General features: G+C 73.6%; 11 protein-coding genes and 2 pseudogenes. 4 read left to right on the forward strand and 9 right to left on the reverse strand.

Annotated elements, in window-relative coordinates; all coding sequences use genetic code 11:
- Positions 1-374: pseudogene (locus DZF91_RS16945) on the reverse strand (hypothetical protein); the annotation flags it as partial.
- 240 nt (positions 375-614) lie between these two features.
- Here DZF91_RS16945 and DZF91_RS16950 point away from each other — a divergent pair.
- Complete coding sequence (locus DZF91_RS16950) at positions 615-890, forward strand: GlsB/YeaQ/YmgE family stress response membrane protein (protein ID WP_117358429.1); 276 nt, start codon at positions 615-617, stop codon at positions 888-890.
- Between the two features lie 340 nt (positions 891-1,230).
- Positions 1,231-1,599, forward strand: coding sequence for a hypothetical protein (locus tag DZF91_RS16955; RefSeq protein WP_117358430.1), 369 nt, complete (start codon positions 1,231-1,233; stop codon positions 1,597-1,599).
- Between the two features lie 95 nt (positions 1,600-1,694).
- Here DZF91_RS16955 and DZF91_RS39850 read toward each other — a convergent pair whose 3' ends face one another.
- Positions 1,695-2,423 (reverse strand): peptidase inhibitor family I36 protein, encoded by a 729-nt coding sequence (locus DZF91_RS39850; RefSeq protein WP_158587961.1) that lies wholly within the window; start codon positions 2,421-2,423, stop codon positions 1,695-1,697.
- Positions 2,424-2,564: 141 nt separating this feature from the next.
- Positions 2,565-3,167: a DUF4126 domain-containing protein gene (locus tag DZF91_RS16970; RefSeq protein WP_117358431.1), complete on the reverse strand. Its 603-nt coding sequence runs from the start codon at positions 3,165-3,167 to the stop codon at positions 2,565-2,567.
- A gap of 193 nt (positions 3,168-3,360) precedes the next feature.
- Between DZF91_RS16970 and DZF91_RS43170 the strand changes: the two are divergent.
- Positions 3,361-3,837: pseudogene (locus tag DZF91_RS43170) on the forward strand (SGNH/GDSL hydrolase family protein); the annotation flags it as partial.
- Positions 3,838-3,935: 98 nt separating this feature from the next.
- On the forward strand, positions 3,936-4,451 hold the full coding sequence (locus tag DZF91_RS42955) for a GDSL-type esterase/lipase family protein (protein WP_328589186.1): 516 nt from the start codon (positions 3,936-3,938) through the stop codon (positions 4,449-4,451).
- 67 nt (positions 4,452-4,518) lie between these two features.
- On the opposite strand, the gene DZF91_RS16980 is transcribed toward DZF91_RS42955, so the two are convergent.
- The 6 genes from DZF91_RS16980 to ehuA all read right to left on the reverse strand — a co-directional run bounded on the left by DZF91_RS16980 (position 4,519) and on the right by ehuA (position 11,600).
- A complete protein-coding gene (locus tag DZF91_RS16980) occupies positions 4,519-5,667 on the reverse strand; it encodes an NAD(P)H-dependent flavin oxidoreductase (RefSeq protein WP_117358432.1) in 1,149 nt (382 codons plus the stop codon).
- A 25-nt stretch (positions 5,668-5,692) separates the two neighbouring features.
- Entirely contained in the window at positions 5,693-7,909 is a 2,217-nt protein-coding gene (locus DZF91_RS41200; RefSeq protein WP_199486693.1) for a terpene synthase family protein, read from the reverse strand.
- Between the two features lie 88 nt (positions 7,910-7,997).
- Positions 7,998-8,963 carry a prolyl aminopeptidase gene (gene pip / locus DZF91_RS16990; RefSeq protein WP_117358436.1) on the reverse strand — a complete coding sequence of 322 codons (966 nt, stop codon included), beginning with the start codon at positions 8,961-8,963 and terminating at the stop codon, positions 7,998-8,000.
- Positions 8,964-8,997: 34 nt separating this feature from the next.
- Positions 8,998-9,471, reverse strand: a complete 474-nt coding sequence (locus tag DZF91_RS16995) for a Zn-ribbon domain-containing OB-fold protein (RefSeq protein WP_117358433.1) — start codon at positions 9,469-9,471, stop codon at positions 8,998-9,000.
- Positions 9,471-10,634, reverse strand: coding sequence for a thiolase family protein (locus DZF91_RS17000; RefSeq protein WP_117358434.1), 1,164 nt, complete (start codon positions 10,632-10,634; stop codon positions 9,471-9,473). The genes DZF91_RS16995 and DZF91_RS17000 overlap by 1 nt, the downstream gene beginning before the upstream one ends.
- A gap of 195 nt (positions 10,635-10,829) precedes the next feature.
- Positions 10,830-11,600 carry an ectoine/hydroxyectoine ABC transporter ATP-binding protein EhuA gene (gene ehuA / locus DZF91_RS17005; protein ID WP_117358437.1) on the reverse strand — a complete coding sequence of 257 codons (771 nt, stop codon included), beginning with the start codon at positions 11,598-11,600 and terminating at the stop codon, positions 10,830-10,832.
- Between the last annotated feature and the right edge of the window lie 81 nt (positions 11,601-11,681).

Below are 11,681 nucleotides of genomic sequence, written 5' to 3' on the forward strand. Positions count from 1 at the left end.
TGGACGGCCGCGACCGCCCGCGCCGCCGCCTCGGCCCGCCGGAGCGCGACCGGCGCCCACCCCGGCCCCCGGTCCTGGAGGCCCGGGGACGCCGGGACGACGTGCTCGGTCACCCGGAACGGCCGTCCGGCGGCGGTGACGCCCTCGTCCAGGACCGCGACGACGTGCCGTGACCGGCACCACCGCAGCGCCTCGGTCTCCTCCTGGAACATCCGCACCGCCGAGGGCAGGTCGGCGTAGGGGCGGCGGAGCACCTTCACCGTGACCCGCGCGTCCCCGCGCCGCTCGTCACGCGCCGTCCAGACGTCGGCGAAGACGCTCCTGCCGCGCAGCCGTTCCAGCCGATACCGGTCCGCTACCAGACGCCCCGACACATACCAATCATGCGTCGCGAGCCCGCCTCCGCCACCGGATCACCTCGATTGATCTGACCACTGGAGGTCCCTCGGCCCGCCGCCCGGTCCGCCGCCGCCCGGTCCGCCGCCGTCCGGTCCGCGCCGGCGGGCGTGAAGGGCGAGGTCGGGGACGGTCGATCCACTGGGTTGACCGGTAGATGTGTATTCGTCCCGTATGGAGGTATAGCTGCTGGCGTCCGAGAGGAAGGCAGGAACAGAATGCACGTCACCGGGATCATCACCGCGCTCGTCATCGGTCTCATCATCGGCGCGCTGGGACGACTCGTCGTCCCGGGCAAGCAGCACATCCCGATCTGGCTCACGACCGTCATCGGCGTGGTCGCCGCCCTCATCGGCACCGCCATCGCCGCCGGCCTGGGCGTCTCCGACACCAAGGGCATCGACTGGATCGAACTGGCCATCCAGGTCGTGCTCGCCGCGGTCGGGGTCGTGGCCGTCGCCGGCATGTACGGCCGTCGAGGCAGCCACCATTGACCTCGGTGAACGCTCACTGACACATAAACCGGTCATACGACGGCGGCCGTCGCCCCTGAACCAGGCGCGACGGCCGCCGCGTCGTTTCCGGCCTCGCCTCGCGACGATGCCCGACGAGTGAGGAGCGGGCACCCCTGACGGCAGGGTTCCGCGCCGTACGTGGTGTCGCGACGTGTCCGCGGACATGTCCGGGCACGTCGCGACACCCCCTCCTCTGGTGGACGCCCCCACCTGCCTGCTGTCGTGGGCTCACGGGTCCTCGCACGACGAAAAGCACAGGTGGGATCGCCATCGCGCGTTCTGGGGACCCGGCACCGGAACCACCGGAAGGAGAACGGACATGCGACACACTCCACGCGGCACGGCAGCGGCCGTCACCGGCGCCGCCCTCGCCCTGGGCGGATCACTCCTGCTCGACGGGACCGCGCAGGCGGCGGGCGCCGCACCCGTCCGCGCGGCGGCCCCCTCCACCTCCCAGGCGGCCGGCCGGGCGGCCGTGCCGGCCGGCCCGAACGGATGCGTGAAGGTCAGGCACATCGCCCGCAACGGCGTGCAGGCGCGGAACGTCAGCTGCGGACGGACCGTCCAGGTCCAGGTCATCTGGAGCACGCTGCCGCACAGCCGGTACTGGCCGATCCGGCCGGGGGCGAAGCGGGACTACTACCCGTCCTTCGTCTGGCAGCACTACGAGACGATCCGGATCCTCTGACCGCGGGCCGCCCGCGACGGCCAGGACGCCCCCACGCGGACGCGGCGGGGGCGTCGTCCGTTCCCAGTCCCGGGTCCCCGGTCCCAGGCGTCCGTTCAGCTGTGCCGGAAGCTCAGCACCGCCACGGAGGGCAGCGGCTCCCGGTCGAGGTGCTGCAGGACCGTCACCTCGCCGGTGCAGCCCGTCCCGGCGAAGAGCCGCTGCCGCTCCCGGCTGGTGTTGCGGACCGAGCGGGCCACGAACGGCAGCGTCCGGCACGTGCTGTCGCTGACGTAGTCCGGCGGCAGCGTGATCCTGCGGCCGAGGAAGTTCGGCTCGGGCCAGAAGCAGAGGTTCCCCTCGGCGCAGTCCGGGACGGCCCGGGTGGTCGAGGCGCCGGTCGTCCTGCCCGCCACGAACCGTCCCATGAGCAGGGCCGACACGGCGCCGGTCAGCACCGCGGCGGTCGCGGCGGCGGCCACGACCGACACCGTCAGCCGCCGAGGCGTCCGGTACGCGTCCCCCGCCGAGGCCCGACGGACGGCGCCCTCTGCCGGGGACGCCGGACGGACGGCACCGTCCGCCGCGGCGGCGGAGGTCTCGATCCGCCGCCGGGTGGACTCCAGCTCCTCCAGGATGTCGAGTCGGCCGCATCCGTGCAGGTAGCACCGGAGTTGCCGGGCCGTGGGAAGCGCGCCGTTCTCGATCGTGGAGATGCGCTGGCGGGTCAGCGCGGCCCGGCCCACGGCCGACCGCCTGGCCACGGCCTGCTGGGTGAGGTCGCCGCGCAGCTCCCGCAGGCGCGTCCCGAACTCCCGAGCCGAGGCGATCTCGTCAGCGTCCACCCGCACTCCAGCGCATCAGGAAACCGGCACCCAGCGTAACCCCCCATGCACGCGGATCGCCGCCGATGGACGGGCGGCGATCGCGGCGTGCGTCGGCCTCCTCCGGTGCCCGGACCGTCAACGGCCCGGCAGCCAATGAGGTCAGGTGGCGGAGGTGGCGCGCTCGCGGGCGCGGCGCCGGCGGCGGCGGGCTCTGCGCCAGAGGCGGAGGGTGACGTAGGCGAACGCGACGAGCGCGACCAGGGCGAGGACCGGCGCGAGGATGGCCAGCAGGCTCATGCCGAGGGACGCGACGTCCTCGACCACGCTGACCACGGGCGCGCCGGTGCCGAGCGTGCCGGCGTTCACCACCGGGCGCACGGTCGCCTTGGTCGTGTGCACCAGGAGCGCGACCGCGATCCCGAGCACCCAGCCGATCCACGGGTGGTCGTGCATGAAGGTGGACGAGTCGGCCCGGGCCGCGGCGTCGGTGGCGGCGAAGGCCGCGCCGCCCGCCGCGGGCCGGACGAACGTCTGCACGGCGTCGTTGACGGTGTCCACGACGGGCACCTTGTCGAGGATGAGCTCGGTGCCGAGCAGCAGGGCGAGCCCGGTGAGCACCCAGCCGTTGGTCAGCCAGGAGAACGTGTCCGGAAGGTGCAGGACATCGGTGTAGCGCGCGATCAGCCCCACCAGCAGCACCGGGATGTAGGCGTTCAGGCCCGCCGCCGTGGACAGGCCCAGCCCGGTCAGGATCGCCAGCATCGTCCGCCGCCCTCGCGAGTGTCGTCTTACCCGTCGGCCCTCGCCTGGGTGAGATGTTCCCTGGGCCGCCCCGGGTTCCACCTGGTGGTCCCTCGGACGGAAAAACGGGATATAACGGATCTACTACGTAAAGGCGGGAACCTGGGAGGCCCGACGGTCGTCTTTACCGGTGGGACGAGGGACAGGGAGGACGATGGCGGGGCCGGGGACATGGCCGGCGCGGGTGCGAGCCCGTTTCGGTGATCGGGGCCTCGCCGTCGCCCTCCTTCTCGTTCTGCTCGCCGCGGCGGTCGTCCCGCTGGTGGCGCTCCCCGCCGTCCGCTGCGAGGTCTTCGGCGCCGGCTGCCGCGCGCCGCTGCCGGACGTCCGGGCCCAGAGCGCCGTGAGCGACCGCGGCCGGCCCCTCACCCCCGTGGAGGTCGCCACCCGCGGCGCGTACGTGGCGCTCGGCGACTCCTACTCCTCCGGCGTCGGCGCCGAGGCGACGCTCGCCGACCAGAACCCGCTGAGCCGCTGCCACCGGACGTCCCGCGCCTACTACCACACCGTGGCCAGGACGTTCCGGTTCGCGGGCGGCAGCTCGTTCTGGGCCTGCTCGGGCGCGACGACCGCCGACGTCGTCGAGGGGAAGTCCGGCGAGCCGTCCCAGCTCGAGCGGGTGACGGCGGGCACCAGCCTGGTGACACTCAGCGTCGGCGGCAACGACGTCGGCTTCGCCAAGATCATGGGCGGCTGCGTGGTCAAGCTGCCGTGGTCGAAGGCGGCTGCGTGGTCAAGCTGCCGTGGTCGAAGGGGTGCGAGAAGCAGGGCGGCGCCATCGCCGACCGGATGGCCGCGCTGCGCGAGAACCTGCCGCGGCTCATCACGAGGATCACCGAGCGCGCCCCGCGCGCCCGGGTCATCGTGCTCGGCTACCCCCGGCCGTTCTCGGAGGTCTCGGTGAACGGCGGCGACAACCTGACCCTGGACGACCAGCGCTGGCTGAACGGACGCGCCCGCGACCTCAACGAGCTGATCCGGCAGACCGTGGCCGAGGCCGACGAGCACGTCGCCGCCGTCCACGGGCAGGGCAGCGTGGAGTTCGTGGACGCCTACAGCGCCTTCTCCGGGCACGAGGCGGGCAGCTCCGACCCCTACATGAACGGCCTGTCGCTCAACCTGGGCGCCCTGACGGCCGAGCCGCGCAGCTACCACCCGACCGCCAAGGGCCAGGACGCGCTGGCGAGGCTGTTCGTCGACCAGATCAACAAGGGCCCCGGCCGCACCCTCGACCAGTACGCCTGACCCGCGAGGCGGCGGCCCCCTGGAGGCCTCGCCTGGAGGCTCCGCCGGGCGGCCTCCCCTGGCGGGGTCAGTCGGTGGCGGTGATGCGGTCGAGGCGTTCGACGGCCTCGGCGAACTCCGCGACCATGTCGTAGACGACCTGGCGGGCGGGCCGGACGGTGTTCATCAGGCCGACGCACTGCCCGACGAAGTAGTTGGCCAGCTCGCGGGCGCCCTCGTTGCCGGACTCGGCGACCTTGGTGATCTGCCGCATGGCGCCCTCCGCGATGATCATCTGGAGTGGCATGCCGAGCGGGCCGGGGCCGTCCGGGGCGTCCCACGCGTCGGTCCAGGCGGAGCGGAGCTGGCGGGCGGGCTTGCCGGTGCGGGACCGGGAGCGCACGGTGTCTCTGGAGGTCGCGGCCAGCATCTTGGCCTTGACGGCGGGGGAGGTCTCGGCCTCCTCGGTGGTGAGCCAGACCGACCCGCACCAGACCCCGGACGCGCCGAGGGCGAGCGCCGCGGCCATCTGCCGTCCGGTGGCGATGCCGCCCGCGGCGAGGACGGGCAGCGGCGCGACGGCGTCCACCACCTCGGGGACGAGCACCATGGTCGAGATCTCGCCGGTGTGCCCGCCCGCCTCGCCGCCCTGCGCGACGATGAGGTCGGCGCCCGCGGCGACCTGGCGGCGGGCGTGCTCGACGGTGCCGACGAGCGCGGCGACCGGCACCCCGGCGGCCTTGGCGCGCTCGACCATGAGCGGGGGAGGGGTGCCGAGGGCGCCGGCGATGAGCGCGATGGGGTGGGTGAGCGCCACGTCGATCAGCTCGGTGGCGCCGCGCGTGGTGACCTGGGTGCCGCCGCGGGCGCCCGCGCGCCGGGCGGCGTCGAAGTCGGGCAGCGGCACGCCGTACCGGTCGAACAGTCCGGCGAGGAAGTCCCAGTGCTCGCGCGGGACGGCGGCGAGCATCGTGTCGAGGCCGCCGTCGCCGCGCGCGGCCCGCTCGGCGGACTCGTCGATCCGCGCCGGGACGAGCACGTCGACGCCGTAGGGCCGGCCGCCGACGTGGTCGTCGATCCAGCGCAGTTCCTCCTCGAGCCGGTCGGGGGTGTGGGCGACGGCGCCGAGGACGCCGAGGCCGCCGGCGTTGGTGACGGCGGCGACGACGTCGCGGCAGTGGGAGAAGGCGAAGAGGGGGAACTCGGTGCCGAACCGTTCGCAGACGTCGGTGCGCATGCCGCCGACGCTACTGGGCCGAACGTCATTCGGTCCAGGGGGTCTCGCGGTACCGGCGGACCAGGTCCTCCTCGCGGTAGCGGCGGACGTGCCGGTGCCAGTTCAGAACGCCCGCCATCCAGTTCTGCAGTTCCCCGACGAGCCGGCCGAGCGCGGTCCGCGCCTCGATGGACAGCCCGAGGTCGTCGCAGAGCACGGGCAGCTCGTACGCCACCACATGCTGGAACTGCCGCATCCGGGAGGCCATCAGATCGGCGACGATGCGCAGCGCCGTCGGGTAGTCGCATCCGAAGAAGCTCTGCACGACCAGCACCGTGTTGTGGAACTCGCCCTCGAACTCGATCTCCTTCTGGTACGAGAAGACATCGTTGACCAGGGCGCCGAAATCCATGGCGGAGGCGAGCAGCGACTGCACCGGCCCCGTGGTGTACACGGCGTCGGGAAGCCCGGTCGCCGCGTTGAGACGGGTGAGGGCGACGGTGAGGTCCGCGCCGAAGGTGCCGCGGTGCATCTCCATGTGGTCCACCGGGTCGGGGACGCGGTTCTGGATGTGGTTGGACAGTTCCCACAGCCAGCTTTCGAGCATCGTGTCGACCGCGGCGCGGAACCGGCGGCGCTCGCCGGGCTCCTGCTGCCGGGTCGTGCGCCGCCACAGGTCGTCCAGGCCGCGTTCGAGGGCGCTCGCCGGGCGGGGCACCGCCACGCCGTCGTCCACGGGCATGAACAGGCCCAGCCGGGCGTTGGTGGCGCGGGCCGCGGCGAGGTCGCGGCTGCGGCCGAAGACGGCCGGGTAGTAGTCGTCGGCGTAGGTGCCCCAGGCCAGCCACTGGGAGCCGAGGTCGAGTCCGTCGGGCCCGGCGTCCGGGGCGAGACCGGCGGCGCAGAGCGCGAGGTCGAAGTCGGCGAGCAGGGAGGCGTTCCACACGTCCGAGCCGGGGACGCCGGGATCGGGGCGCAGGAGCCCCATCCGCTCGGCCCAGTCGGCGAGGTGCCGGCGCGCCTGGTCGAGGTGCGGGTTGAGGCGGAGCGTGAACGGCATCTCGATGTCGGGGATGACCGACGGGCCGACCCGGCTCGGGACGTGCGCGTACTTGCGGAGCCGGACGGCGGCGGGCGGCCCGGTCAGCGACCGGATGTCGAGCCCGCTCATGCCGAGTTCGGCCGCCCCCGGGAAGGCGAGGCGCGTCGCGGCGGCGTCGGCGGCGTCGGCCTCCAGGGCGCCGCGGTTCATGTAGCGGGACGAGCGCATGTGCCATTCGTGGCCGCCCGCCTGCCAGTCCTGCAGGCCCTTGATGTAGGCGCCGACCCGGAGGGCCTCCTCGGGCGTCAGGCCCTCCTCGGCGCACAGGGCGGGGACCTCGGTGAGGGCGGTGTGCTCGAACTGCTGGATCCGGGAGGTGAGGATGTCGTTGACGGCGTCGGCGGCCTCCTGGGTGCCGCAGTCGAAGAAGGTCTCCAGGACGAGGACGCCGTTGCTGAGCTCGCCCTCGTCCTCGACCTCGCGCTGGTAGGAGAACAGGTCGTTGCGCAGGTGGACGGCGTCGGCGAACGCGTCGCGCAGCACCGCCATCGGGCGCGACCCGGCGATCCGCGCCGGGACCTCGGCCCCGGCGGCGTGCTCGACCAGGCACGCCGACCAGGGCGCGCCGCCGACCCGGCGCCGCATCTCGATGTACTCGACCGGGTTCGCGATCCGGTGCGCGTTGATGTTGGACAGCTCCCACAGCGACTCGTTCAGCAGGTGCGCGGTGCGTTCGGCGAACCGTTCGCGCCAGGCCGTGGACATCGCCGGGACGGTCCGGGCCCACAGGTCCGCGAGGCCCGCCTCGACCGGGTTCTCCGGCGCGGGGACGCGGCTCATGTCGCCGTCCGGGGGCATGAACAAGGGCAGCCGCGCCAGGTGGTCGCGGCCGCCCTCGCGGTCACCGGTGCGCTTGAAGCGCTCCAGGAAGTGGTCGTCGAAGAAGAACACCCACACGTACCAGTCGGTGATGAGGGCGAGCTCCTCGGCGTCGCAGTCGGGGTGGGTGTAGGCGCACAGCAGGGGGTAGTCGTGCGCCTCCAGGTCGGCCTGCTCCCAGACGTCGGAGCCCTCCAGCATCCCCATCGCGCGCGCCCACGGCACCGAGTGCGCGCGGGCCGCGTCGAGGTTCGGGTTCAGCCGCGCGGGATAGGCGCTGTAGAACCGCGGCAGTCGGAACGGTTGCGTTCGGGACGGCTGCGTCGTGCCGACCACGCCCATGGGCGGACCACCCTCTCGCCGAAACAGCGGTGAAAACACGCTTCCGGCGCGCATTCTTACAGAGGGTGATGATTGCCCCGTGGTCAGATCACCGTGCTCCGCGGAACCGGTCTGTGGCCTCGATGAGATGGTGCAGGGTGCCGGGCTCGTCGAAGCCGTGCCCGGCGTCGGGGACCAGGTGCAGCTCGGAGCCGGGCCACGCCTGGTGCAGCGCCCACGCGGCGTCCGGCGGGGTGAGCAGGTCGTAGCGGCCGTTCACGATGACGCCCGGCAGGCCGTTCAGCCGGTGCGCGTCGCTCAGCAGCTGGCCGGGTTCGAGGAAGCAGCCGTTGCCGAAGTACCGGTTCTCCAGCCGGGCGACGGCGACGGCGGCCCGCACGGTGTTCTCATCTTCCGCGTCGTCCTCGCGGGGGACGAGGTAGCCCGTCGCGTCCTCCCAGCGCGTCCAGGCGAGGGCCGCCGGGACGTGGACGGCCGGGTCCGGGTCGGCGAGGCGGCGGGCGTAGGCGGCCATGTAGTCGCCGCGCTCCTCCTCGGGGATCGCGTCGCGGAAGCCCTCGAACGCGTCGGGGAACAGCCGGGACACGCCGCCCTCGGCGAAGCACCACGGCTCGTCGGCGGGGAGGACGAGGTAGACGCCGCGCAGCACCAGGGCGATCACGCGATCGGCGTGGGCCTGCGCGTAGGCGAGGGAGAGGGTGCTGCCCCACGAGCCGCCGAACACGACCCAGCGCTCGACGCCGAGGTGTTCGCGCAGCCGCTCCATGTCGGCGACCAGCGCGGCGGTGGTGTTGGCGGACAGGTCGATGTCGGGCTGGGCGGCGTGCGGCGTGCTGCGCCCGCAGTTGCGCTGGTCGAACAGGACGATCCGGTACGCGTCGGGATCGAACAGGCGGCGGCTGGTGGGCGTGCAGCCGCCGCCGGGGCCGCCGTGCACGAAGACGGCCGGTGTGCCGTCCGGGGTGCCGCAGGTCTCCCAGTAGATCTCGTCCTGGCCGCCGACGGGCAGCATCCCGGCCGCGTACGGCTCGATCGGTGGATAGAGTCCCCTCATGATCACAGTGTCCCGCATGGGCGGAACACGCTGGTCATGCCGGGGTGAAGAGCGGGTACGCCTCGCCCTCGCTCGGGTGGGCGAACCGGACGCGCAGCGGAAGTCCCTCGCGGAGGCCGGCGGGCCCCACGCCGTCCAGGCGGGCGTACAGCCACGGTCCCTCGGCGAGTTCGACGAGCGCCAGCAGCGCGGGCGGGGGAGCGGAGCCGTCCTCCCGGGGGCGGGGGTGCAGGACGGTCCAGGAGACGAGGACGGCCTCGCCGGAGACGTCCGTCCACCCCAGGTCCTCGGTGCCGCAGTCCGGGCAGGACGTCGCGTCCGGCGGCAGGAACGCCTCGGCTCCGGCGCCCGTCGCGGCGCCGTCGGGCGGGACGTCCCTGTCGGAGGGGACGGCGCCCTCGGGCGGGGCCGCGCAGGCGGCGCAGCGGCGGACGGCGAGGCGGTCGCGGGCGGCGGCGTCGAAGAAGCCGTCGGTGCGGCCGTCGCGGCGCAGGATCCCGATGTCCATCAGGCTCCCTTCCGGTGCGGGCTGAGGACCAGCGTCGCGTGGTGGTCGAGGATGCCGCCGTTGCCGCTGACCAGGATCACGTCGTTCGGGGCCTGGCGGTCGCCGCCGTCCCCGCGCGCCTGGATCACGGCCTCCGACACCGGCGTCATGCCCCACATGTAGTAACCGGACAGCTGGCCGCCGCCGGTGTTGGTCGGCAGCGAGCCGCCCGGTCCGAGCGCCCCGGACGCGGCGAACGCGCCGCCCTCGCCCTTGCCGCAGAACCCGTAGTCCTCCAGCGACACCAGGACGGTGTAGGTGTAGCAGTCGTAGAGCTGGGCCTGGGTGACGTCGGACGGGGTGACCCCGGCCATCTTCAGCGCGATCGGCCCGGACGTCGCCGCGCCCGTGACCAGCCCGAACGCGCTGCCGCGCGCCTTGCGGTGCCCGGGGTGCCCCTGCCCCCAGCCCCACACGTGGACGGGCGGGCGGGCCAGGTCGGCGGCGCGGTCGGCGCCGGTCACCACGACGGCGACGGCGCCGTTGGAGACGATGCAGCAGTCCAGCAGCCGCAGCGGTTCGCTGACCCAGCGGGAGGCGCGGTGGTCGTCGAGGGTGATCGGGTCGCGCATCTGGGCGAGCGGGTTGCGCGACGCCCACTCGCGCGTGCTGACGGCGATCGCGCCGAGCTGGTCGCCGGTCGTCCCGTAGCGGGCCATGTGGCGCTGCGCGGCGAGCGCGTAGAACGCGTTCACGCTGCGGAAGCCGAGCGCGGCGGTCATCCCGCCGAACCCGTACCACTCGGGCGCGTCGCGGTGGTACGCCGAGCCCGCCGACTGCTTCGGCTTGAGCGGCGCGTCGGCGAACACGCAGGCCACCGTCGTCGCGGCGCCGGACAGGACCGACATCGCCGCGTAGGACACCATCGCACCCGCGGTCGCGCCGAAGGAGTTCATCTGGGTCAGCAGCCGCAGGTCGCGCAGGCCGAGGGTGTCGGCGAGCTCGATCCCGGGGGAGCCGCCGAGGCCGTGGCTGACCAGCAGTCCGTCCAGGTCGCCGAGGGCCAGGCCCGCGTCGTCGACCGCCGCGCGCACCGCGTCGGCGGCGAGCCTGCGCGGGCTGCGTCCGTACACCCTGCCGAGCTCGGTCATGCCGAGTCCCGCGATGGCCGCGCCGTCTCTCATGCCTCCACCGTACCGAACGGCATTCGGTTCTGGCCATGCCCTCGGTGTCGTCCCGCCGGTGCCGTGCCGCCGTCCGCCGGAGCTCGCGGCACGACCGGCACGACGACCGGCACGACGGGCATGACGGAGCCCGGTGGCCCACCGGCCACCGGGCTCCGTCCGCTGTCGGGCTCCGCCGCGTGCGGCGTCGCCGCGTCAGGAGGCCAGCACCGCGCTCAGGAACTCGCGGGTGCGCTCCTGCGTCGGGGCCTCGAAGATCGCATCGGGGGTGCCCTCCTCGATGATGCGGCCCTGGTCGAACATCAGCACCCGGTTGGAGATGTCGCGAGCGAAGCCCATCTCGTGGGTCACGCACAGCATCGTCACGTCGGTGCTGCGGGCGATGTCGCGCAGCAGGTCCTGGACGCCGACGACCAGCTCCGGGTCGAGCGCCGAGGTCACCTCGTCCAGCAGCAGGACGGTCGGCTCCATCGCGAGCGCCCGCGCGATCGCGACGCGCTGCTGCTGCCCGCCCGACAGCTGGGTCGGGTGCGCGTCCTCCTTGTCGGCCAGGCCGACCATCTCCAGCAGGCCGCGCGCCCGCTCGACCGCCTCGTCCTTGCTCAGCCCCAGCACGTGCACGGGCCCCTCGGTGAGGTTGCGCAGCACGTTCATGTTCGGGAACAGGTTGAACTGCTGGAACACCATGCCGATCCGCTTGCGCATCTCGTGCAGGTGCCGCTCGTTGGCCTTGACCAGCTTGCCGCCGCGCTCCATGTGCCACAGCGGGTCGTCCCCCACGCGGATGACGCCGCCGTCGGGCCGTTCGAGCGTCATCAGCAGCCGCAGGATCGTCGTCTTGCCCGAGCCGCTCGGCCCGATGAGCGTGACGCGCTCCCCGGCGGCGACCTGGAAGTCCAGGTGGTCCAGCACGACGTTGTCGCCGAACCGCTTCACCACCTTCTCGAACCTGATCCCGCACGGCACCCGGGTCGGGGCCTCGCCCGCGGCCGGCCGCCCGGCCGGACCGGTCCCGGCGGAGCCGTCCGAGCCGGTCCCGGCGGGGCC

It is taken from the genome of Actinomadura logoneensis (assembly GCF_003428695.1).
GTDB classification, from domain to species: Bacteria; Actinomycetota; Actinomycetes; order Streptosporangiales; family Streptosporangiaceae; genus Spirillospora; species Spirillospora logoneensis.

Excerpts from the sequence above, each read along its gene's own strand:
- DZF91_RS16950 (WP_117358429.1), top strand. The coding sequence starts at position 615 with ATGCACGTCACCGGGATCATCACCGCGCTCGTCATCGGTCTCATCATC.
- DZF91_RS17000 (WP_117358434.1), bottom strand. The coding sequence starts at position 10,634 with ATGAGAGACGGCGCGGCCATCGCGGGACTCGGCATGACCGAGCTCGGC.
- pip (WP_117358436.1), bottom strand. The coding sequence starts at position 8,963 with ATGAGGGGACTCTATCCACCGATCGAGCCGTACGCGGCCGGGATGCTG.
- DZF91_RS41200 (WP_199486693.1), bottom strand. The coding sequence starts at position 7,909 with ATGGGCGTGGTCGGCACGACGCAGCCGTCCCGAACGCAACCGTTCCGA.
- DZF91_RS16980 (WP_117358432.1), bottom strand. The coding sequence starts at position 5,667 with ATGCGCACCGACGTCTGCGAACGGTTCGGCACCGAGTTCCCCCTCTTC.
- DZF91_RS16970 (WP_117358431.1), bottom strand. The coding sequence starts at position 3,167 with ATGCTGGCGATCCTGACCGGGCTGGGCCTGTCCACGGCGGCGGGCCTG.
- DZF91_RS16995 (WP_117358433.1), bottom strand. The coding sequence starts at position 9,471 with ATGGACATCGGGATCCTGCGCCGCGACGGCCGCACCGACGGCTTCTTC.
- DZF91_RS16955 (WP_117358430.1), top strand. The coding sequence starts at position 1,231 with ATGCGACACACTCCACGCGGCACGGCAGCGGCCGTCACCGGCGCCGCC.